Origin of the sequence: Cohnella suwonensis (genome assembly GCF_042655365.1) — a bacterium.
GTDB lineage: Bacteria > Bacillota > Bacilli > Paenibacillales > Paenibacillaceae > Cohnella > Cohnella suwonensis.
Window position 1 is genome coordinate 1 of sequence record NZ_JBHSMH010000023.1, and the last position, 25332, is coordinate 25332.

8 protein-coding genes and 1 pseudogene are annotated in these 25332 nt (G+C 59.4%); 8 read left to right on the plus strand and 1 reads right to left on the minus strand.

Going from position 1 to position 25332, the window contains the following annotated elements; genetic code table 11:
* Positions 1-290 precede the first annotated feature (290 nt).
* The gene (locus ACFPPD_RS09695) at positions 291-1316 is read right to left on the minus strand and encodes a hypothetical protein (protein ID WP_209749169.1); all 1026 of its coding nucleotides are present in this window, start codon (positions 1314-1316) and stop codon (positions 291-293) included.
* Positions 1317-1491: 175 nt separating this feature from the next.
* Between ACFPPD_RS09695 and ACFPPD_RS09700 the strand changes: the two genes are divergently transcribed.
* The 8 genes and pseudogenes from ACFPPD_RS09700 to ACFPPD_RS09735 form a co-directional block, all read left to right on the plus strand.
* Positions 1492-2499, plus strand: a complete 1008-nt coding sequence (locus ACFPPD_RS09700) for a hypothetical protein (protein WP_209749168.1) — start codon at positions 1492-1494, stop codon at positions 2497-2499.
* A gap of 186 nt (positions 2500-2685) precedes the next feature.
* Positions 2686-6567: a non-ribosomal peptide synthetase gene (locus ACFPPD_RS09705; protein WP_209749167.1), complete on the plus strand. Its 3882-nt coding sequence runs from the start codon at positions 2686-2688 to the stop codon at positions 6565-6567.
* A gap of 42 nt (positions 6568-6609) precedes the next feature.
* Positions 6610-7659: a hypothetical protein gene (locus ACFPPD_RS09710; RefSeq protein ID WP_209749166.1), complete on the plus strand. Its 1050-nt coding sequence runs from the start codon at positions 6610-6612 to the stop codon at positions 7657-7659.
* 3 nt (positions 7660-7662) lie between these two features.
* Positions 7663-8724, plus strand: coding sequence for a hypothetical protein (locus ACFPPD_RS09715; protein WP_209749165.1), 1062 nt, complete (start codon positions 7663-7665; stop codon positions 8722-8724).
* A gap of 25 nt (positions 8725-8749) precedes the next feature.
* Positions 8750-12157: an AMP-binding protein gene (locus tag ACFPPD_RS09720; protein WP_209749164.1), complete on the plus strand. Its 3408-nt coding sequence runs from the start codon at positions 8750-8752 to the stop codon at positions 12155-12157.
* A gap of 408 nt (positions 12158-12565) precedes the next feature.
* Entirely contained in the window at positions 12566-14470 is a 1905-nt protein-coding gene (locus ACFPPD_RS09725; protein ID WP_378082034.1) for a cyclic peptide export ABC transporter, read from the plus strand.
* Positions 14467-15195 carry a thioesterase II family protein gene (locus tag ACFPPD_RS09730; protein WP_209749163.1) on the plus strand — a complete coding sequence of 243 codons (729 nt, stop codon included), beginning with the start codon at positions 14467-14469 and terminating at the stop codon, positions 15193-15195. The genes ACFPPD_RS09725 and ACFPPD_RS09730 overlap by 4 nt, the downstream gene beginning before the upstream one ends.
* Positions 15196-15275: 80 nt before the next feature.
* A pseudogene (locus tag ACFPPD_RS09735) lies at positions 15276-25013 on the plus strand (amino acid adenylation domain-containing protein); the annotation flags it as partial.
* Positions 25014-25332: the final 319 nt, after the last annotated feature.

Sequence of the window (25332 nt, forward strand, 5' to 3'; positions counted from 1 at the left end):
CGGATCTGTGAGGGGTAGGGGGCGCAATCCATGATAGGAGAGGCCCCGCCTACTCGACCATTTCGCGGAAAAGATGTAGGGGAAGTTAAGCTGCTCCTATGCTCCTCCTGATCGGAAGGGATAAAGGTACATTTCGCGAACAGCCGAAGGCAGGAACTGGATGTCGGACCGGTCTACCCCAAGAGTGACAAGGGTCATGGGGGTGATTGCCGCATTATGGGAATCCGCCCAAAGTATAAGGACCGGAGGCAAAGCCTCCGGTTTTTTCTTCCCTCGGCTTTTTTCCGCGTTCAAGACCCCGCCTTCAACCGGTGGAGCAAATCGTTCGAGCACTCCAGATCCATGTTAAGCAGCGTCTGATAGAAAGCCGCCGCTTCTTCCAAGATCGACTTATCCTGCGTAAAGAAATACTTGAGAATCATACCTCTTGCCCTGTGCAGCTTTCGCTCCAGATCCCGGTAACGCTCGACGATTCGGGCGTCTTCCATCATGCGTTGTTCCGCCATATAACCCAGCCTTGTCAGCATGACGCTTTTGTGCTCCCACAAAATTTGGAATCTTCGGATGTCGAAGAAAGCGTCGGGCTTGTCGATGATTTCGCGAATATTGCCGATCGCAACCTGATAGACGGCCGAGCAGCCGTAGGCGTGCGGCTTATAGTCGAATAGATTAAAACCGGATGTAGGCATCGTGCCTAGCAAATAATCCTCCAACGATTCCGCGAACAGCCCCGGATCGAATGCGGGAGCGTCGGCTCCGCTGAAGCTGATTAACTGAATCGCTCCTTTTGCTTGAGGAGCCCCGTAAAATTTCCGTTCGTCTTGGGCGGACGTATGCGAATACCCCTCGTCCAACTCTTCGTACGTACACTTCTTGAACTGATATCTGCCGTAATCGAAATTATCCGCGATATAGAACTCCCGGGCATCGTCGTCGTAACCGTAGACGAACAGCTCATGCAAATGATCTCCTCCATGGATGTACGCCGGAATGAATCTGGTTTTGACCAGGAAGGAGACATAATAGCCGCTGTCGATCGCGTTTTTGGCAAAGGCTGCAATATCGTTATCCCACTTGAGCGCAATGAACGTTTTGTCGATTCGTTGGTAATTCAGCATAGGGCAGTCCCGAAAGTTGAAATCCAGATAGTCGACCCAGGCCTTCTGCCAACATACCGTTTGAACGAACCTGTTCAGCAGCCACGGTACGGTACCGGGGCGACTTTCCAATACCGACAAAGCATTCGCATGCGCCGCATATAGCGTAACCATCGGATTGGAGACAGGCAGAATGGATTCCTTGCGAGTCACGGACATTTGAATATCCTCCCAGAATCGTTCTTTTCTTGTGTATTCTCCTTTTCGAAGTCAATATCCTTTGGTAATATTAAGTAATAATGACATTGAATACGAAAACATAATCCGGAATGTAAATGAAAGGGGGAAGTCGAGCAATTGGAATTTCAAAATCGATTCGGCAAGGGGGATGATGATGGAAGATGCCATACGGCTGCCGCTCGGTCAGCCAATCGTTTCGTCATGGGCTAATCATTCGCATATTCTATCTATCATTTCGAGAAGTCCGGACAGCGTCAATTGGATCTATTCGAACTATATTCAGCTTGAGTTGATCGAAGCGCTGAACGATGACCTCATGCTGCTTAATTATTCTTTCCCGACGACTCCCGAGGATGCCTGCCAGTTGCTTGACGTAACCAGATGCCCGAGGGAAAGCGTCGAATTAGGCGGCGGTTTGGTGAATTTTTTGAAAGAGAGCCTGCGGAATAAGCAATACGTCTACCTGTTCCTGGATGCTTTCTATATGCTCGGCTATCCTTTTTACGAAGCGGAGCATGTTCCGCACGACCCTTTAATCGTAGGTTTCGATGACCGCGAGCAAGTGTTTTATTTGGCGGATTTTCATGTGTCGACGGGCGGTATCGTAAAATACGGCATTTTTGCGGTCTCTTATCGGCAAGTCGAGCAGTCGTATTACCTCTTGCCTCCGGAAGGGGACCGCATGAACGGCATCGAACTTTTCGGCTACCGCGCGGACGCGAAGTGCCGCTTCGATGCGGATTTGGTCAAGCTCTATTTATCCGATTATTTGAATGCCTCGTTCACGCTAAGCAAAGAGCAAACTTGGCTTTCCACCAAGGTAGCGGCCTATGGGATCGAAATCTACGATTACTTGTTCAAGCAATTATCGTTAGTCAAGGAAGAACGCCAGGCGCCCGACTTTCGTTTGGTTCATGTTTTGCACGATCATAAAACCCTCATGTATAACCGTTTAAAGCATATGAATGGGATGGGATATATTTCGGAAGAACGATCTCGATCCTATGGGCAGGTCGTAAAGGATTGCGTCAAATTGCGAAATTCCGCCCTGAAGTACGGCGTAACCGGCAATAAGGCGTTTCTAACGGAAGCGCAACATACGCTCCAAGCTATTCTGGAGAACGAAAAACAAATCCTGTATTCGGTTTATGTTGAAATATAGTTAACCATTTTTTACAAAAAACGAACAGAAATGATATTGACCGCAATCGGGGGCTGTTGTTAAACTATTGACATACAAAATTTACTATAAAATGAATTTCAAGTCTAATTATGTCGCATTATGGGAGGTTTTGTCGAACGCATTGGAATAGATCCATTTACCCCCCCATAAGGAGATGGTCCTTTCATGTCGCCTCGCACGTTGGAAGAGCGTGCTTTCGAAAGGCAAGCGTCGAATTTCTGGAACGATAAGCTGCAAGGTTGGGTCAATGAGCCTCCTGTGCAGCCGGATGGTTTCGGAGATGCGATCGGCAAGAACAAAATCGAGATTCGGATTCCGGCCACGGCCATGGAAGATTTGAATCTTTATTGCCGACGGCGCGACGATTTGCGGTTGATCTTTTTCTTCGCCGCTTGGGCAACCGTGCTCTCGGCATTCGCCCACTCGGAACAAAAACGGGCAGTAGCCGTACCCGCGTTTCTTGGAAGCGCGACCGGCCGGCTCGTACCGATGATGATCGAGAAACCGAAGACGGGCGTTTCCTTCAAAGAATGGCTGGGGCAATGGCTCGAGACGTTTCGGGACGCTAACCGGTATTCCGAGTATTGGCATGCCCGACCGGACAAGCCGCTATTGCGGGAAGGAATAGAGCGTTTCGTCTTCACCTATCAAACGATGCAAGGGAGGGAATTCGAGAACTCGTTCGCAGAGGCGAACGGAATGGCAGTATGGCTTCATATCGAGAACGACAACGACAACGCCGGAGAATGGGTCGGCATCTTTAGCTATGACGCCGGTCTTTATAGTCCGGTCTTGATGAGGTCGATAGCGGAAAGCTTCGTCGCCGTACTGGAACAGGCTTCCGCGAATCCCGATAGCGATATGGCCGCATGGGAACTTCGGTCGCGGGAGGAGATAACCAGGCAAGCGTCCTGGAACGACACGTCCGAGCCCTATGACCGCGAACAGACGATTCATGGCAAATTCAAGCTGGTAACGAATCGGTATCCGGATCAACCGGCCGTAGTAACGCCATCCAACCGCCTGACTTATCGGGAAATAGACGACCGATCGGATCGTTTGGCGCGCCTATTGCAGCGTGAAGGGATTGTCGCCGGCGACCGCGTAGCCGTCATGATGGACCGGTCCGCGGAGTGGGTCATCGCCTTTTTGGCCGTTCTGAAAGCCGGCGGCGTCTATACGCCGGTCGACCCCGCCTACCCGGCATCGCGAATCGATTATATGCTCTCCGACAGCCGGTCGTCCGCGTTGATCGTCTCGGGAGAGAACGACACGTCCCGCCGTTTCGACGGTCTCGTGATCGATCTGGCTAACGGACAGACGAGGCTTCATCCGGAAGAGGACGTCATGACCGAATCGCAACCTCGCCTTTCGTCGAAAGATTTGGCCTATTTGCTGTATACGTCGGGCTCGACGGGCGTCCCGAAAGGCGTCATGGTCGAGCACCGCGGGGTAAGCAATTTGCGGCGTTATTTCGAAGGCGTTCTCGGCATCGGGTCCGACGAGCGCGTTCTGCAATTTGCCAGCGCGTCCTTCGACGCGTCCATCTGGGAGCTGACGATGGCGCTGCTGACCGGCGCGCAGCTTCATATTGCCGCCGCGGACGTCATCGGCGATTTCCGGAAGTTCGAGACGTTAATGCGGGAACAAGCGGTCACGGTCGCCACGCTTCCGCCGACTTACGCCGTTCATCTGAATCCGGAACGGATGCCCTCGCTCAGGCTGCTCGTCACGGCAGGCTCCGAATCGAACAGGGAGCTGCTCGCGAGGTGGCGTGACCGCGTCACGTACGTGAACGCCTACGGTCCGACCGAGACGACCGTGTGCGCGACGGCATGGAATGGCAGTAAGGAGCCGCTGCCGGAATCGGCGATCGTTCCGATCGGCCGGCCGCTGCCGAATATGCAAGCTTGGATCGTGAACGATTCGCTGCAGCCGCTACCGGCGGGCTTGGCCGGGGAGCTTGTCGTGGCAGGCGCGGGCTTGGCGCGGGGGTATTGGAACAAGCCGGATATGACGGATAGTAAATTCGTCCGTCTTCCTTCCGACGGAACGCGGATTTATCGGACCGGGGATTTGGCGAGATGGACGCCGGAAGGACGTCTGGCTTTCTTGGGAAGGCTCGACCGCCAAGTGAAAATTCGCGGTTACCGGATCGAGACGGAAGAGGTGCGGCATGCGCTGACGAGGCAAGCGGGCGTAAGGGATGCCGTCGTGACGGTCAAACCGGACGCGCTGGGCGAAGCCGTCTTAATCGGATATTATACGGCGGATCCGGAACATGCGCCGACCGCCGAAGCGCTGCGGGAATCGCTTGCGGGCCGGCTGCCCGGATTCATGGTTCCTGCTTATTTGATCCCGCTGCCCGACATTCCGCTCACGCCTAATGGCAAGCCCGACATGAATGCGCTCCCCGGGCCTTCGGAATGGCTTGCCGGCAAGGATGAGCCGGACGGGGAGCCGCCCCGCGGCGAAACGGAAAATCGCTTGGCCGCGATCTGGCGAACGCTACTCGGAGTCGAACGGATCGGAAGAAGGGACGACTTCTTTAAGCTCGGCGGTCATTCGATGAAAGCGGCCCGGATGACGGCGCGGATTCACGAGACGTTCGGCGTCAATATGCCGCTGGAGCAGATGTTCCGGCATTCGACGCTTGCGGAAATGGCGGATCGAATCGGGCAGATCGGAACGGAACCCGCGATGCCGGGCATTCCTCCCGCCCCTGTCCGGTCCGGTTACCGGCTCTCGCCCGCGCAGACGAGGGTGTTCACGATCGAGAGCTCCCGCCCCGGCAGCGCCTTATACGTATTGCCGTTCGCCTTCTGGCTGGAGCCCGCTCCGGACTTCGAGCGGCTGGAAGCCGCATTCGTCCGGTTGATCGAGCGTCACGAGCCTCTGCGCACCTCGTTCGGATGGGAAGGCGGCGAACCGGTACAAACCGTTCATCCTGCCGTTCCGTTCCGAATGGACCGAATCCGGGAAAGTCCGGAACGACTGGAGGACTTGACCGGGCGGTTCGCGAGGGCGTTCGCCCTGGACCGGCCTCCGCTGCTGCGGGCGGCGCTGGTCGAATTCACCGACGGCAGGACGATGCTCCTGCTCCATCTCCACCATATTATCGCGGACGGGATTTCGCTCGGCATTCTCTTGAACGATTTGACCGCCATGTTATCGGGACATGAGCTTCCGCCTTTGACTTTGCAATATAAGGACTACAGCGAATGGATCAGCGGCAGGGAGATTTCCGCGGAGCACGACGCGTTCTGGATGAGCCGATTCCGGGATTACGCGTCGACCCCCGACCTGCCGATCGATTTTCCGAGATCCTCTTCCTCGCGCCGTTACGAGGGCGGAACGCTGGCTCTTCAATGGGACCGGGCAATGGCGGAATCCGTCCGCCGATTGGCGGCGCGATGCGACGCCACCGTGCATCTGACGATGCTGGCCGCGTATTACGTGCTCCTCTCGAAGGTGACGGGATCGGAAGACGGGGTCATCGGATCGCTGCATGCCGGCAGGGACCATCCGGATCTGATGAATATGGCGGGCATGTTCGTGCATACCTTGGCGCACCGCAACAAGGCGGACGGGAAGATGACGTTCGAAGCCTTCGCCCGCGAGGTCAAACGGCGGGTGGCGGAAGATTACGAGCACGCGGACTATCCGTACGAGCTGCTCGTCCGCAAGCTGAAGCTGCGCGACCCTTCCCGGAATCCTCTGTTCGACACGATGTTCGTGCTGCAAAATCTGGAGGCGCCTCTGCCGCGCGGCGGCCATACGAGATGGATCCCGCATGTGCTGTACGAGAAATGGTCGCGTTTCGATCTCGTATTCCAAGCCTGGGAGAATGCGGAAGGCTTGCTGCTATGGGTCACTTATTCCAGCTCGTTATTCCGCGAGACGACGGTCGGGAAGTTGGCGGAAGATTACCGGAAACTGCTGGCCCGGCTGGCGGAACGACCGGATCTCGTCTTGGCCGACCTCGACCTGGCAACCGGGTACAGGCCCGTAACCTCTTCCCGCCACAATCTGGATTTCCGGTTCTGACGCTCGCGGAGTTCAAGGAGAAAACCGAAGGAGGAACGATCGATGGCCGCCCGCAAACTATTGCCGATCGCCGAACCGGATATTGCTTCTTATGGTCATTTCGCTTTTTTTCTCTCGGTGTTGTACACGGACGCGGACGCGATGCGGTGGGTATACAGCAATTTCGTCCAACTGTTGATGAGGGGCTCGGATAGCGACATGATGGTGGATTATTACACGAGCAATCCGGACGACCATCATTTAGTTCCGAGTCTTGCCGGCTCGCCGCGTCTGGCCCGGAAGATGATTCAGCGGTACTTTCCGCGCTTCGCCGATTTCGTCCGGAACAGCATCGAAGACGGCTATTATGTGACGACGTTCGCGGACGATTTCTATATCCCGGGGACCGTCGGCTACCAGAACCGATCCAATCCCCACAGCATCTTCATTTATGGCTTCGACGACGAGAACAGGACGTTCCATGCAAGCGCTTTTTTGTCCAACCAACGTTACGGCGGCACAACGGTCTGCTACGACGATCTGGAGAAGGCATTCCACGGATTCGAACCGCCTGACGAGTATCACTATACGGCCTATACTCACTTGTACAAACTGAACGAAAGACGGAAATCGGTCTGCGACTTTAACGTGCCATGGCTCATGGAACAGCTGGAGGATTATCGGCTCGCCAAGCCTTCGAATCGCGTGCAGGAGCTGTACGAGGTTAGCAGCTCTCCTCCCCTCGCGTGGGGAATGGATATTTACGACTTCCTTCTGCTCCAAATCGAGCGCCACGCCGCCCGGGAAATCTACCTCGATCACCGTCCCTTTTACGTGCTGTGGGAGCACAAAAGAATGATGAACCGCCGCTTCGCCTACATGGAGCGTCAAGGCTACTACGTGGTCTCCCCGGAGGCGGCGGAAGGCTACCGGAGCGTCGAAAGGTCGGCCTTGTTGAACCGCAACCTGATGTTGAAATACTGGATGACCTTGGACAACCGCTATCTGGAGCAGCTCGCCGAACGGCTGATCCCGCTAAAGGCCGAGGAAGCGCTCGTGATCGAGCGGCTGCTGGACGAATATGCAACTTCGTTGAGAACGAAGGAGGAATGAACGATGTCCGCCCGTAAAATATTGCCGATCGCAACGCCGGATCTGACTTCCTACGCCCATCTGGCCTATCATCTGTCGATCCTGTATACGGACAAGGACGCGTTGCGATGGGTGTACGCGAATTTTATTCAATTGTACGTGAAGGACGACGTTATGGTCGACTATTATACGCAGAACCCCGATTGCAGTCTCGTGCCGAGCATCGGAGGATCTCCGCGCATGACCAAGAACCTGATTCGGCGGTTCTCCCCGAGCTTTACCGACTTTGTCCGGCAATGCATCGACGAAGGCTATTACTTATCGACTTTCGTGGACGAGTTTTACATTCCGGGCACCGTCGCTTATCGGAATCGTTCCAACAATCACGGCATCTTTATCTACGGCTACGATGACGGAAGCCGGATGTTTCATGTCTCCGCGTTTCTGTCCAACCAGAGCTACGGAGATACGCTGGTCAGCTACGAGGATATGGAGCAGGGGTTCCAGGGAATCGAGCCGAGGCCGTTCCATTACACGTTTTATACCCATTTGTATAAGCTGAACGAATTGTACAAACCGTTTTTCGGCTTTTACGCGCCGTGGGTCATGGAGCAGATGGACGATTATTTGCATGCTAAGCCTTCGGACAGGAGAATGCGGGCTTTCGAGGAGACGAAGACACCCTCTTTCATCTGGGGGATGGACATCTATGATTGGATGCGGAACAAAATCGAGCGTCAAATGGCAAGAGAAACGATGATCGACCATCGTCCCTTCTACGTGCTGTGGGAGCACAAAAGAATGATGAATCGGCGCTTGGCGTATATGGAAACGAACGACTTCTACGTGTGCTCCACGGAGGTGCTCGAAGGTTACCGGAAAGTCGAGCAGGCGGCCTTGCTCATTCGCAACCTCAAGCTGAAATTTCTGATGAGCTTCGACAATCGGTATTTGGAGCAGCTCATCGCGCGTTTGGGCGCACTAAAAGCCGAGGAGTCGCTGGTCGTGGAGCGAATGCTGGAAGAATACGAGACTTCGCTGCGGCTCGGGGACGAGAACGCGAGACGGTTGCAAAACGCGTTGTAAGGATTGAGAAAAGGGAGGATGCCAGATGAGTTTGGATGCGTTGGAAATTCAGAAAATATTGTCGAGCGGAAAATTGGACAAGGAAAGACGGTTTTGGTCCGAACTTCTGGAAGGGGAACGGGAATTGACCCGCTTGCCCGAGGACCGAAGGCTGAGCGGAGCGGAGTCTGCCGCCCTGCGCGAATGGCATACGGAATTCGGCCCCGATCTCTCCGGCAAAATCAAAGCGCTGGCAGGAGCCTCGGACATCGCCGCTTTCCTCGTATTGTTAAGCGGCGTTCTGTTGGTAGCCCGGAAATACGCCCATGCGCCGGAAGCGTTGATCGTCACGCCGGTGTTCGACGCGGACGAACGGAACGCGCTCGTAAACCGTCTGCTCGTCGTTCCGTTCGCGCCGAACCCGGATGCCTCCTATCGGGAGTTCTTGAACGAGCTCAAAGACCGGCTGGCCGACATCTTGGACAATCAGAACTATCCGTTCTCCCAGCTCGCTCGGGATCGCGGATGGGGGAGCGCGGACGACGCGTCCGAATTCCAAATCCCGCTCGCCGTCGGCTACGATCGGATTCATTCCGTCCAAGCGCCGGAGGAGATGAACGCGGAATTCATGTTTTGGTTCGCGGAAAGGGAAGGGGAGTGGTTTCTGCAAATCCGCTGCGATACCCGGCGTTATTCGGACGGCTTCGCGCAGGCCGTCGCCTCCCACTATCTTCGCGCGCTGGAACGCCTGTTGACCGACCCGGATGCTCCGTTGTCTTCCTTGGAGATGCTGGACTCCTCCGAACGGGATGCGGTCGTTCGCGGTTTCAACGATACGGATGGTCCTTTTCCCCGCGATCTGACGCTCCATCGTTTATTCGCCGATCAAGCGGCCAGAACGCCGGATGCCGTAGCTGCCCTATTCAAAGACGAGACGATCGGCTACCGGGAGCTCGACGAGCGGTCCAACCAATTGGCAAGAACGCTGCGGAGCACGGGCGTACGTCCGGAAGATCGCGTTGTCCTGTTATGCAGGCGTTCATTCGATATGATCGTCGGCGTGCTCGGCATCCTGAAGGCGGGAGGGGCATACGTCCCGATCGATACGTCTTGGCCCAAGCGCCGGGTGCAGACGGTGCTGGAACAAGTGGGCGCCGCCCATATCGTCACGCAAAGGGACGTGTTCGCGCCCATGGCCGACCTCCTGTGGCGGACGAACTCGCTTGAGCATGTCGTGCTTATGGATGAATCCGGACCGGAACCGGCTACCGCCCATCCGGATCGGGAATCGGTCGTCCGGATGTTCGACGATCTCGCGGCCAAAGCCATCGACCGCGTGTCGTCGGGCGGGTTCATTAGCTCTTACACGGGAATATTCTTCACCGAGGAAGAAGTGGACGAATATCGGGACCGGGTGATCGAGCTGGCCTTGCCGTACGCCGGAGAGGGAAAAGCCGCGCTAGAAATCGGCTGCGGATCGGGTATCGTGTTGTTCGAGCTAGCCGGGCGATTCGAACGGTACACCGGCCTGGATCCTTCGACGGCGACGCAGGAACGCAACCTTCGCAAGATCGAAGGCGATGGCCTGGCGGAACGGGTAAGGCTCGTTACCGGATTTGCCGACGAGATATCCGGCATGGCGGACGGCTCCTATGACGCGGTACTGCTTCCGAGCACGATCCAGTTTTTCCCCGATTATTTCTATTTGGAGAACGTGCTGCGGGAAGCGGTGCGGCTCCTCCGGCCGGGAGGGGCGCTGATCGTGGCGGACGTTCCGGACGAAGCGGAGAAGGAAGAGTTCCGATCGTCGCTCGAGGAATTCAGAAGGAATCACGGCGCCTTCTACAAGACCCGCGTGCAATTGGATCAGCATCTGTATTGCCATGAGGACTTTTTCACGGGTTTTGCCGGCCAATTCCCCGGTTTGCGCGTCGAAATCCGCAAGAGGACGCGAGGGTTCAAGAACGAACTCCGCTTCCGTTACGACGTCGTGATCACGAAGCCGGAAGAACCGAACGCGGAGCCGGCCGCGCGCCTGATCAACTTCTATTCCAAACAGCGCCTGAACGAAGAGGATAGCGGCGGGCTTCCGGCCGCGGGCGATCCTTCGGACACGGCGTACGTCATCTTTACCTCCGGCTCGACGGGAACGCCGAAAGGCGTCGTCGTGCCGCACCGTCCGGTCGTTAACGTCATCGATTGGGTCAACGGAACGTACGGCGTGAACGCTCGGGATCGTCTGTTTTTCGTCACGTCGCTTTGCTTCGATCTGTCCGTCTACGATGTGTTCGGAATGTTCGCGGCCGGCGGGGCGATCGACATCGTTCCGGAGGAGGACGTCCGCAGGCCGGAAACGTGGCCGGAGCGGATGGCCGCAAGCGGCATCACGATCTGGGATTCGGCGCCCGCCGCTTTGGCCCAGAGCATTCCGTTTTTCGAGAAGCATGGCGGCGCGCGGGCGCCGCTGCGCTTGTGCCTGCTCAGCGGGGATTGGATTCCCCTGCCGCTTCCGGACCAATTGCGGCATTTGTTCCCGGGCAGCCGGGTCGCGGCGCTCGGCGGAGCTACCGAAGCCTGCATCTGGTCGAATAGCTACGAGGTGGGCCAGATCGACCCGCAGTGGCTGAGCATTCCTTACGGCAAGCCGATTCGGGGCGCCAAGTATTATATTTTGGATCCGGATAGGAAGCCGTGTCCGATCGGGGCCCGGGGAGAGCTGTTCATCGGAGGGGAATGCCTGGCGAGCGGTTATCATGCCGAACAACTGACGAAGGAACGTTTCCTACCCGACCCGTTCGCCGCGGATCGCGCCGCCCGCATGTACCGGACGGGGGATTTGGCGAAATGGATGCCGGACGGCAATATCGAATTTTTGGGCCGGGTCGATCATCAGGTGAAAATCCGCGGCTACCGGATCGAGCTGGGGGAAATTCAGGCGAAGCTGCTCCGCCACCCCGACATCGCCCAAGGCGTCGTCCTCGATTGCAAGGACGGCTCCGGGCAAAAAGCGCTTTGCGCCTATTACGCCGCACCGGCCGAACTGCCGGTTCGCGAGCTGCGGGATTACTTGGGCGCGGATCTTCCGGGGTATATGATCCCTTCCTATTTCGTCCGAATGGAAGCCATTCCGGTTACGGCCAATGGGAAAGTGGACCGCGCGGCATTGCCGGATCCGCTGTCCCAAGTCCGGTCGGACGAAGCTTACGAGCCGCCGGCGAGCGACATCGAAGCCGAGCTGGTCGAGATGTGGAAGCAGCTGCTCGAAATCGAAGTCGTCGGCGTGAACGACAATTTCTTCGAGCTGGGCGGCCATTCGCTGCTAGCCGTCAAGCTGGAAATCGAGATGGAGCAGCGCGGACTCGTCATCTCTCCCGAGGATTTCCAACAGTGTTACACGATTCGCGACCTGAGCCGGTTCACGACCAGAGCCTCCGATGCGGACGCGGCCAGTTGACGGTATTAATGATGCCGTTATTGAACACTGGCGTGAGGTACGGCGGGTTGAGAAGTTATAACGGTTTTTAAAGACGTAAATATAAGTGGAAATAATACTACTAATTTCCACGAATAATCGGCTAATTGAATACTAAAGGGAAAAAATGCATTTAATTCTTCCGAAACGCCTCCATTTAGCTGAGTTAGAAGGAAAATAAGCGTACTTTTTCCCTTTAGAAAGTCAGGATTTCGAAATAGGGCTTATTTAAATGCATGATTTCCCTCTATATAGACAGTGGCGTGAGGTACGGCTGGTTGAGGAGTTATAACGGTATTTTAAAAGCCGTCAATATAGTTGACGGAGTGTCCGGGAATGAACGGAAGCTTATTGCCGCTAACCGCGGTCCGATGAGAAGGGGGAGGACCTATGCCGAACGCGTTATGGATCTGGATAGGAGCGCTCGGGCTTTGCGTGCTGCTTAGCGCCGCGGGAATCGCGGTTGCGTTGGTCGATATCCGTACCGGCAAAAGGCAGCTATTGCACTCGGGCAGAAGAATCTTATCGTATTTGCCGTTCGCCGCCGGTTTTTACGGATGGCTCGGCTATTGCGTCTACGGCATCGGCTGGCTGCTGACGTCGGATCGGTCCGCCGCCGGCTTCTGGAAAGACGCGTCCGCGCCGGAAATCGTCGTTGCCGCGTCGGCCTGCGCCCTCCCGGTATTGTTCGGCGTCTATCTCGCCTTGACGTTCCATTACCCGAAACGGAGGGAACGCCCCTATGCTGCCATGCTGCTACTCAGCATCGTCAGCGGGGTCGGCAACGCGTCGATGATCTTCGTCATCAACGCGGCGATTGCCGAAGGCGGGGAAGTCCGCGTCCGGCTGTTTCCCTTTTTCGTCCTGGGCATGTTGCTCTTCGTCTGCGGGCAGAAGCTGCTGCGTTCCCGCCTCATCCGCATGACCAACGGCATGGTGTACGACAAGCGGATGGAAATTCTCGGCACCGTCCTGAACGCGTCCTACGAAAAAATGGAAGCGATGGAACGCGGAAAAATCGAAACTTGCCTGAACAACGATACGGAAACCGTCAGCGCCTTCGCCAACAAATTGGTCAGCATCGGGACATGGACGGTCACGATCATCGCCGGCTTCGTCTATTTGGCGCTGATCAACGGGGCCGGATTTCTGCTGTCGCTCGGAGTCGTGGTTATCGCATCCGGCTCTTTCTACGCGATCGCCCGGTCCGCCAACAAGCTGTGGGAGCAAGCCAGGGACATTCAGAACGTGTTTTTCAAATTTATCCACGATCTCATCCATGGCTTCAAGGAGCTGTACCTTCACCGCGACAAGGCGCGCGATTTCCGTGAGGACATGGGGGACAGCTGCGCTTCCTACCGGGACAAACGCATGAAAGCGGAAGCCAAAATCGCTAACGTGATCGTCATCGGCGACCTGCTCTTCGCTGCCGTTATCGGAGCCGTCGTGTTCGCGTTTCCTGCCTTGTTTCCCGGTATGGGGGACGGAGAGCTTCGCAGCTTCGTGTTCGTCTTTCTGTATATGGCGGGCCCGCTTACCGCGATATTAAGTTCGCTGCCGGAGCTGTTCCAAGCCCGGATCAGCTGGAATCGGATCAAGCGATTTTCCGAGGAGCTGTCCGGGCTCCGCGGCCGGGAAACGGAGCCGTTCGCGGCGGAGCCGGTGGACGAGGTGTCGCTTCGGCTCGACGAAGCGGTGTACGCGTACCCCCGGAACGAAGAAACGGCGTTCGCCGTCGGTCCGATCGATTGCGAGTTTCGCTCGGGCGAGCTGGTCTTTATCGTCGGCGGCAACGGCAGCGGCAAATCGACGTTGGCCAAGCTGATCACGGGACTCTACGAGCCCAAGGGCGGAAGCGTGACGCTCAACGGCGAACGGCTGCATGCGGGCGACATCGGCAGCTACGTGTCTACGATTTTCAGCGACGCGTATTTGTTCGACCGCTTGTACGGAATCGACTTCGCGGCCAAGGAAAAGGAGGCGCAGCGGTATTTGCTTCTGCTGGGGCTTCAGGACAAAGTGAGCATTCGGGACGGACGCTTCAGCACGACCCGGCTTTCTTCCGGTCAACGGAAACGGCTTGCGCTGTTGGTCAGCTATCTGGACGACAAGCCGATCTGTTTGTTCGACGAATGGGCCGCCGATCAAGACCCGGAATATCGCGATTTCTTCTATACCGTATTGCTGTCCGATTTGCGGAGCCGCGGGAAGTGCGTCATCGTCATCACCCACGACGACCGGTATTTCGGACTGGCGGATAAGCTCATCAAGCTCGAAATGGGGAAAATCGCATGAAGCTTTTCTGTCTGCCCTATGCGGGTGCCTCGGCGGCTATCTATATGAAGTGGAATAAAGCGATCGCGCCCGGCGCGGCATGTTTCCCCCTCGAATTGGCCGGCCGCGGAGTCCGATCGGGAGACCCTTTCTACCGGGGCATGGAAGAGGCGGCCGAAGACGTGCTCGAGCGGTTGATGCGCCATTACGACGGCACGCCTTATGCCGTGTTCGGCCATTCGATGGGCGGGATGATTTTGTATGAAGTCTGCCGCCTCCTTCGCGAGCGGAATCTTCCGCCGCCAGCGGCTCTATTCTTCTCCGGGCGTCCGGCGCCGGACGTCAGCCGTACGGAGGAGCCGATTCACCTGCTGCCCGACGATGAATTCGCGGAGCGTATTCTGGAGATGGGAGCGACCTCCGCGGAAGTGTTCTCGAGCAAACCGCTGATGGACGTGTTCATGCCGATTTTGCGGGCCGACTTCCGGCTCGTGGAGACGTACCGGTACGAGGAGAAGGAGCCGCTTCCTTGGAGGCTGACGATATTGGCCGGACGGGACGAGAAGTGGACGGACGAGGAGCTGGAAGGCTGGAGCCGCCATACGACGGCCGAATGCCGGTTTGTCCGTATGCAAGGCGGTCATTTCTATTGGCAGAACGGATCGGATGATTTGCAGGTATTCCTGCAAAACGAGTTGTCGGCGGCACCGCGGATCGAGATGAATTTCGTAAAAGGAGGAAGATGATGAAGCCGTTCGCCCATATGACGGATGTGCTCGAATACGGGGCCGCAAGCGGGAAAGGCATCGTGTTTATCCATAAAAAATCGGAAACCCGCTTGTCCTATCGCGAGCTGTACGATCGCAGCCTGGATTTGGCGACGCGAATGCGCGCCAGGGGTTGGCGGCCGCGCGACGAAATCGTCATCCGGATCGAAGATCCGCAATCGTTTATTACCGCTTTCTGGGGCTGCCTTCTCGGCGGATTTATTCCGGTTCCGCTGACGGCGGGCGGCAGCGAGGACCATCGGACCAAGCTTCTTCACGTGTGGAGGCTGCTGAACCGTCCCAAGCTGCTGGGGGAATCGGATCACGCGTCCGACTTCGCGGACGAATCCGAAGACGGGCCGCGGCCGGAGCAATGTCATAGCCTGGACGGCCTGCTTGCCGAACCGACGGGGGAGCCGGTTTCGGCTCATGAAGACGACTTGCCCTACCGTTCGGACGGAAGCGAGATCGCCTTCATCCAATTTTCGTCCGGTTCCACCGGCGAGCCGAAAGGCGTCATGCTCACCCACGCGAATCTGCTGTCCAATATGGAAGCGATTGTCGCTTGCTCGGGAACGACTTCGCGGGATTCATCGCTTAGCTGGATGCCGCTTACGCACGATATGGGCTTGATCGGTTTCCACTTGGCCCCGATCTATGCGGGCATGGAGCAGTATCTCATGCAGCCCGCGCAGTTCATGCTCGATCCGATGCTCTGGCTCGCCAAAGCGCACGAACACCGGGTGACGTCCATCGCTTCTCCCAATTTCGGCTACAAGCATTTTCTCGGCGCTTATAAGCCCGAGCAGGCCGAAGGGTGGGACCTGAGCTGCGTCCGGCTGATCTTTAACGGCGCGGAGCCGATTTCCGCCGAATGGGCCGAGCGTTTTCTTATGGCGCTCGAGAAACACGGCCTTCATCCCGCCGCCATGTTTCCGGTATACGGCATGGCGGAAGCGACGCTGGCCGTCACCTTTCCGCCCGCGGGCGAGCGTCTCGTAGCCGTCCGGCTCGATCCCGGCTCGCTGAAGATCGGCGAGCGGGTCCTACGCGCGGAAGTGGACGACGAACGGGCGATCGCGTTCGTGGACGTCGGATTCCCGGTTGCGGACTGCGAAGTACGGATATGCGGCGACTCGGGAGCGTCCTTGCCCGAAGGTATGGTCGGCCATATCGACATCCGGGGCAAGAATGTCACTGCCGGCTATTACAATGCGCCGGAAGCGACCGAGCGGGCGTCGGCTCCCGGCGGGTGGCTGCGGACGGGCGACGTCGGTTACATGCAGAGCGGCAGGCTGGTCATTACCGGCCGCTTTAAGGACATTATTTTCGTCCGCGGACAGAATGTGTACCCCCATGACTTGGAGAAACGGGCGGAAGCGGTGGAAGGAGTCGGCTATGGTAAAGCCGCCGCGTGCGGAGCGACCGATCCCGGCACGGGGGAAGAAGAAATCGTGCTGTTCGTCCAGCACAGAGGCCGGTTGGAGAAGTTCGTTCCCTTGGCCGAGCGGGTCCGGCGCCAATTAAACCGGGAAACCGGGCTCGATATCGGCCGCGTACTTCCGATCCGCAGCATCCCTCGGACGACAAGCGGCAAGATCCAGCGCTTCAAGCTGGCCGAGCGGCTCGCCGGCGGTGAATGGGACGAAGCGTCGAGCGAGCTGGAATCGCTTCGGCACGAGAACGAGTCGGCGGCCGCGCAATCCGTTTCGGCGCCGGAGCGGGTCGAGCATCCGGACTTGCTTCGGTTGAAGGCGGTGTGGCGGGATGTGCTTGGCACGGCGGCCGTCGGGACGGACGATCACTTTCAGGAGTCGGGAGGGAATTCGTTAAAGGCGGCGCAAGCGTTGGCGGGCATACGCAAGGAGTGGGGCGTGGAGCTGTCCCTTCGCGACTTGTACGATTATCCGACACCGCGCAAGCTCATGGAACGAATCCGAAGCGAGAACGGCCGTCCGTCCGCGGATGGGGGAGCATTGCCGCCAGCTCTTAGCGGAGCAGGGGTTCATGGCGATCTATACCCGTCGTCGGTCGCGCAGAAACGGATGGCGCTCGTCGAGCAGTCCGAACATATCGGCTGCGCCTACCATATTCCGGTTGCGCTGTCGATCAGCGGCCCGCTCTCTGCGGATGCGCTAATCGCCGTCCTGCGATCGTTGACGGAGCGGCACGAGACGCTTCGGACCTCCTTCCATTGGGAACAGGGGGAGCTTGTTCAGCGGGTTCATCCTAATGGTTCGGTCGAACCGGATATAGCGGTTATCCATTGCGACGCGGCCGATTTTCCCGATGAAAATAGGCTGGGGAAGGACGATCTCGCGGGATTGACGGCCCCGTTCGATCTAACTCGCGATCCGATGCTGCGGGCGAGGGTATGGACGGACGGATGGGAGCGTCATCTCCTGTTGCTGAACGTCCACCACATCGCGTCAGACGGCATCGGCATGAACGTGCTGATGAAGGAGTTCGCCGCCCTTCTGAACGGGGAAACGCTGCCGCCGCCGAATCGCCACTACAAGGATTACGCGGTATGGGAGAACGGCGCGGAGGAGCGGCCGGAGGCCGAGGCTTATTGGCGGGAGGAGCTTCGCGCACCGCTTCCCGTCCTGCATTGGCCGGATGCCGGGGCGAGACCCGCGGGAAGGACGTTCAAGGGTGGGACGGTGAAGGCGGAGGTGCCTTCGGAGACGGCGTGGGAATGGGAGCGGCTGGCCCGGACGGACAAGGCGACGATGTCTTCGCTCCTGCTCGGTCTTCATTCGTTCGTCGTCCATCGTTACAGCCTTCAGACCGACCTTTCGATCGGCCTGCTACTGGCCGGAAGAACGCATCCCGATACGGCCAACATGGTCGGCATGTTCAATAATTACGTTCCGGTGCGGCTAGCGATCGACGACGGCCGGACGTTCCGCGATTTCTGGCTGCGTACGCGGGATAAGCTGTGGGAGGCGCTCGGCCACTCGGACGTTTCCTATGAACGGTTGATAGAGCTTTCCGGCCAGAAGCCGGACCGTTCTCGCAATCCGCTGTTCGATACGATGCTCGTCTACCATAATCAGTCGGAAGCGGCGTTTAACCGTTTCGAAGCGGCCGGCTGCCGATTCGTTCAGCTTCCGGTGGAAACCGGAACGGCGAAGCTGGATCTGAAGCTGGACGTGTATCCGGAGCCGTCGGGAGCGCTCGCTTGCGTCTGGGAATTCGACGAACGGCTGTTCCGCCGGGAGACGGTGGAGCGGATGGCCGGCCATTTCGTCCGGCTGGCGGAGACGTTGGTTCGCGAGCCGGAACGGAAGCTTGGAGATATTAGTTTGTTATCCGACGACGAGCGGAGGCAGGTCGTCGAAGAGTTCAACGACACGAAAGCGGCGTACCCGGAGGAGCTGACGCTACCGGAGCTGTTCCGCCGGCAGGCGGAGCGGACGCCGGAGCGGACGGCTGCCGTGTTCGAAGCGGAGCGGCTGACGTACCGCGAGCTGGACGCGCGTGCGAACCGAATCGCCCGGGCGCTGCTGGATGCGGGGCTTGCGCCCGAGCAACCCGTCGGCCTGATGGCGGAGCGTTCGCCGGAAATGCTGGCCGGGCTGCTCGGCATCCTGAAGGCGGGCGGCGCTTACGTGCCGCTGCCGCCGGAGTTTCCCGAAGAGCGGCTGCGGTTCATGGCCGAAGATAGCGGCATTCGCCTGATCTGCGCGCAGCGGCGCTGGATGTCCGCGGCGGAGAAGGCGGCGCCGGAAGCCGAGCGGATTGATCTGGACGACGCGAGATGGCGGGAAGGCATGGCGGAAGCTTTGGAAGCGTTGGACACGCGCGCAGATGCGCTTGCGGCAGGGCTCGCAACCGCCGCGTCGCCGGATGGGCTGGCCTACATTCTGTATACGTCCGGCTCAACGGGCCGCCCCAAAGGCGTCATGATCCGCCACCGGTCGGTCGTTAACCGGCTGCATTGGATGCAGAAGGCGTATCCGCTCGGCGCGGACGACGTCATTCTGCAGAAGACGCCGTACAGCTTCGACGTCTCCGTCTGGGAGCTATTCTGGTGGATGCTAGCGGGTGCTAGCGTCGCGTTCCTGCCGCCGGGGGCGGAGAAGGACCCGGGGCAGCTGATCGAAGCGATCGCCCGCCACCGGGTGACGACGATGCATTTCGTGCCGTCGATGCTGGCGGCGTTCCTGGAATCGGCGCACGCGGAGCCGGCCGGGCAACTGAGGGAGAAGCTGGCGACGCTGAAGCGGGTGTTCGCGAGCGGAGAGGCGCTGCACCGGGCGCATGCGGACCGGTTCTTCGCGCTCACCCACACGCTGGGGCTTGAAGGCGCGAAGCTGGTTAACCTGTACGGCCCGACGGAGGCGACGGTGGACGTGACCGTACACGAATGCGAAGCGGACTGCGCTTTGGATTTCGTGCCGATCGGCCGGCCGATCGATAACACGTCGGTGTACATCGTCGGCGGACAAGGGCAGGCGCAGCCGATCGGGGTGCCCGGGGAGCTGTGCATCGCCGGGATACAATTGGCCCGTGGGTACGCGAACCGGCCGGATCTGACGGCGGAGAAATTCGTGCCGAACCCGTTCGTTCCGAACCATTTCGTTCAGGGCAGTCTCATGTACCGGACGGGGGATTTGGCGCGGTGGATGGAGGACGGTCAGGTGCAGTATCTGGGCCGGATCGACGATCAGGTGAAGATTCGGGGCTACCGGATCGAGCTTGGGGAAATCGAGCGGACGCTGCTGCTGCACGAAGCGGTGTCGGAGGCGGCGGTCGCAGTAAGGGACGATGGGGCGGGAGACAAGCGGCTAGTCGGCTACGTGGTGGCGGACCGGGCTTGCACGTCCGGGGAGCTGCGGACGCACTGCGCCGGGCGGCTGCCGGACTACATGATTCCGGCCACGTTCGTGCAACTCCAATCGATGCCGCTGACGGCAAGCGGGAAGGCGGACCGCAAGGCGCTACCGGAGCCGGAAACGGAGATGGCGACGGGAACGGCCTACGCTGCGCCGGAGAGCGAGACGGAAGAGAAACTGGCCGCTCTCTGGCGGGAGCTGCTGCGGCGCGAGGAGGTTGGTATCGACGACGACTTTTTCGAGTTGGGGGGCCATTCGCTCAAAGCGGCCGAACTGACGGCAGCCGTCCATAAGCAGTTCGAATGCGCGTTGACGCTACGGGAAGTGTTCGATCGGCCGACCGTGCGCCGATTGGCGAGCCTCATTCTGGAACGGAGGGCGACGGGGGAAGTTCGCCGTTACTCTCCTATCGCGAAAGCGGAACGAAGGCCGTACTATCCGCTTGCTTCGGCGCAAAACCGTTTATTCGTGCTGCAATCGATGGACGAGAACAGCACCGCCTACCATCTGCCGTCCGTCTTGACGATTCGCGGCGAGCTGGACCGGAGCCGGTTATCGTCGGCCGTCCGGGCTCTGTCGGAGCGGCACGAGATGCTTCGCGCTTCGTTCGATTGGGAGAACGGGCAGCCCGTGATGCGCATAGCCGAGGAGCCGTTCGCGGCAATCGAGTTTGCCGTCGCGGAGCCGTCGGAAGATCCGGATGCTTGCCTGCGGTCGTTCATCCGGCCGTTCCGGCTGAACGAATCGCCGCTGCTGCGGGTTAAGCTGGTCCGCATGCCGGAAGAGGACGTTCACCTTCTGCTGCTGGATGCGCACCATCTGGTCGCCGACGGCGTCTCGATGGCGGCGATGGCCAGGCAATTCATGGAGTTGTACGAGGGCAAACCCGCCGAAGCGCTGCCGGTTCAATACAAGGATTACGCGGCTTGGCAGTCGGAATGGCTGCGTTCGGAAGCGTGCGGGGACCAAGAGCGTTATTGGCTCCGGACGCTGTCGGGTGATATTCCGGCGCTCCAATTGCCGTATGATTTCGCGAGACCGCAGCGAATGGATTACGAAGGCGATCAGGTATCGTTTTCGTTCGATGCCGGTTGGACGCACGAGCTGGCGGCATTGTGCGCCCGTACGGGAACGACGCCTTACATGGTCCTGCTTGGCCTCTATACGGCATTGTTGCATCGGTACACCGGGCAAAACGACATATGGATCGGAAGCCCAACAGCGGGAAGGCCGCACGCCGATTTGGCCGATCTGATCGGAATGTTCGTCAACACCGTCGTCATTCGCGGCCATGCGAGCGGCGACCAAACGTTCGGCGAGCTTCTGGAGCAAGCGAAGGACCGCGTTCTCGGCGCGCTCGACAACGACCGGTATCCGTTCGAGGAACTGGTCGACAAACTTGCCGTACGCCGGGACGTCGGCCGGAATCCTCTGTTCGACGTCATGTTCGTCCTGCAAAACACGGGAATGCCCGCGGTGGCTTGCGGCGAAACGGTGTTCGAGCCGTTCGAATTCCGCCGGACGACGGCCAAATTCGATCTGACGCTGGAGATTGTGGAGCAAGGAGACGATTGGCGCTGCCGCTTCGAATATCGTACCTCCTTGTTCCGCCGGGAGACGGTGGAGCGGATGGCCGGCCATTTCGTCCGGCTGGCGGAGACGCTCGTTCGCGAGCCGGAACGGAAGCTCGGCGATGTCGATCTGATGTCCGCGGAAGAGCGGCGGCAAGTGGTTGAAACGTTCAACGACACGAAAGCGGCGTATCCGGAAGAGCTCACGCTTCCGGAGATGTTCCGCCGGCAGGCGGAGCGGACGCCGGAGCGGACGGCCGCCGCGTTCGAAGCGGAGCGGCTGACGTACCGCGAGCTGGACGCGCGCGCGAATCGAATTGCCCGGGCGCTGCTGGACGCGGGCCTGGCGCCCGAGCAGCCCGTCGGCCTCATGGCGGAGCGTTCGCCGGAAATGCTGGCCGGGCTGCTCGGCATCCTGAAGGCGGGCGGCGCCTACGTGCCGCTGCCGCCGGAGTTCCCCGAAGAGCGGCTGCGGTTCATGGCCGAAGATAGCGGCATCCGCCTGATCTGCGCGCAGCGGCGCTGGCTGTCCGCGGCGGAGAAGGCGGCGCCAGTCGCCGTACGGATCGATCTGGACGACGCGAGATGGCGGGAGGTTTCGGTTTCGGTGGAAGGCCTCGCGGATGCGCCGGATGCGGACGCGCTAGCTAACGGACTCGCGGCAGGGCGCGCGTCCGCCGCGTCGCCGGATGGACTGGCTTACATCCTGTATACGTCCGGCTCGACGGGCCGCCCGAAAGGCGTCATGATCGGCCACCGGTCGGTCGTCAACCGGCTGCATTGGATGCAGAAGGCGTATCCGCTCGGTGCGGACGACGTCATTCTGCAGAAGACGCCGTACAGCTTCGACGTCTCCGTCTGGGAGCTATTCTGGTGGATGCTGGCGGGAGCTAGTGTCGCGTTCCTTCCGCCGGGGGCGGAGAAGGACCCGGGGCAGCTGATCGAAGCGATCGCCCGCCGCCGGGTGACGACGATGCATTTCGTGCCGTCGATGCTGGCGGCGTTCCTGGAAACGGCGCACGCGGAGCCGGCCGGGCAACTGCGGGAGAAGCTGGCGACGCTGAAGCGGGTGTTCGCGAGCGGAGAGGCGCTGCATCGGGCGCATGCGGACCGGTTCTTCGCGCTCACCCGTACGCTGGGGCTTGAAGGCGCGAAGCTGGTCAACCTGTACGGCCCGACGGAGGCGACGGTGGACGTGACGGTACACGAATGCGAAGCGGACAGCGCTTTGGATTTCGTGCCGATCGGCCGGCCGATCGATAACACGTCGGTGTACATCGTCGGCGAACAAGGGCAGGCGCAGCCGATCGGGGTGCCCGGGGAGCTGTGCATCGCCGGGGTGCAATTGGCCCGGGGATACGCGAACCGGCCGGAGCTGACGGCGGAGAAGTTCGTGCCGAACCCGTTCGCTCCAGGCAGTCTCATGTACCGGACGGGGGATTTGGCGCGGTGGATGGAGGATGGCCAGGTACAATACCTGGGCCGGATCGACGACCAGGTGAAGATTCGGGGGTACCGGATCGAGCTTGGGGAAATCGAGCGGACGCTGCTGCTGCACGAAGCGGTGTCGGAGGCGGCGGTCGCGGTACGGGACGACGGGGCGGGCGACAAACGGCTGGTCGGCTACGTGGTGGCGGACCGGGCGTGCACGTCCGGGGAGCTGCGCGCGCATTGCGCCGGGCGGCTACCGGACTATATGATTCCGGCGGCGTTCGTGCAACTCGAATCGATGCCGCTGACGGCAAGCGGGAAGGCGGACCGCAAGGCGCTGCCGGAACCGGAGGCGGAGATGGCGCCGGGCACGGCCTACGCTGCGCCGGAGAGCGAGACGGAGGAGAAACTGGTCGCCCTGTGGCGGGAGCTGCTTCGGCGCGAGGAGGTCGGCATCGACGACGACTTTTTCGAGCTGGGAGGGCATTCGCTCAAAGCGGCCGCGCTGACGGCGCGTATCGAACAGGTCTTTTCCGTCCGGCTGTCGTTGAAGGACGTGTTCATGAAACCGACGGTCCGCGGGCTGGCTTCCCTGCTGTCGTCCGGCATGGCGGAGCGATCCGTTTCTCCGATCCCTCGCGCGCAAGACAAGCCGCATTATCCGGTGACTTCGGCGCAAAAGCAAATGCTGATCCACGAGAAGAGAAACCCCGGCGGCCTGTCCTACCATATGCCGGCGGCGCTTCTTCTGACCGGGATGCTCGACGATGAAAGGCTGCGATTGGCATTGAAAGGGCTGGCGGCGCGGCATGAGTCGCTCCGCACCTCGTTCGATCAAGCCGATGGTCTTATGGTGCAGGCGGTGCGCGAGGGCATCGATGTTCCTTTCCAACGGATCGACGAAGCCGTCTTTTTCGGCGGCGGAACGGAGGAGTGGGAGCAAGCGGCCCTCCGCTGGCTTCGGCCCTTCGAGTTGTCGAAAGCTCCGCTGTTCCGGGCGGGCCTCGTTCCGCTCGGCGAGGATCGGCATTTGTTGCTGTTCGATATTCATCACGCCGTGTCCGACGGCATGACGAACGCGTTATTGAACCGCGATCTCGTCGCCTTGTACGAGGATCGGCCGCTCCCGGACGTGAAGGCGCAGTTCAAGGATTACGGCGAGTGGCTTTCGCGGCTGCTTTCGGGCGAGGAACGGGAACGCCATCGCGATTATTGGCTGAACCGGTTCGCGGACGGCGTTCCGCAGCTGGAATTGCCGACGGATTCGGATCGAGCGGCGTTAGCCGATGCAACCGCCCGGGATGAAGGCAAACGTTACAGGTTCGCCGTCTCCGGGGAGGTCGCGGCAGCGCTTGAACGGCTGGCCAGGCAGTCTGGTTGCACGCTTTCCATGGTGCTGCTCGCTTCTTATCAGGCGATGCTCGCGTATTGGTCCGGGACTCCGGACGTCGTGACCGGCGTACCATCCGCGGGCCGTTCGCATCCGGATTTGGCCGATACGGCGGGGCTGCTGCTGCAGATCTTGGCGATCCGCGGCCGACCGATCTCTTCGCTTTCCTTCGAAAGCTTGCTGGCCGATACGAAGACCGGCATGCTGCAAGCGTTCGATCATCCTTGGCTGCCGGCGGACGAACTGGTCGAACTGCTGGACGAACGGGGGCTGATCCGCTGGGATCCGACGCGTCATCCGCTGTACGATACGATGTTCGTCATGCAAAACATGGACGCCATTCCGGCGCAAAGCGGCGATCTGGCGTGGGAGCCGCTCGATTGGGAATTTACGGCGGCGAAGACGGACTTGGTGCTGCAGGCGGAAGAGCGGGGCGGCAAGCTGGAACTGAGCTTCGAATACCGAAGCCGGTTGTTTTATGAGGAAACGGTCGCGCAGATGGCCGAAGGCCTCTTGAAATTTCTGGAGCAGGCGGCCGCGGAACCGCAAGCGAGTCTCGGAAAGCTGACAGGTCTTCGGCAAACGTCGGTCTTCCCGGCAAAGCCGGATAACGGGGATGGCGACGGGCAGGACCAGGCGTGGTTCGAAGCCGGATTTCAATTTTGAAATTTCATCGGGGATAACCTCATAAGCCGCTGTTCCGCAAGGTTCGTCAATGAGTCCGTTCGCGGTTCCTGATCGGCACCCCCTTGTTTCCTTTACGGAGGCGAGGGGTTTTTCGTTTATTTATTTCGGCTAAGTCGCCATGCGGCCACGACATTACGATAACGTTACGCCATCACGCTAGTTCCCCCAATTGGGCGAAAAACATAGAAATAACGAC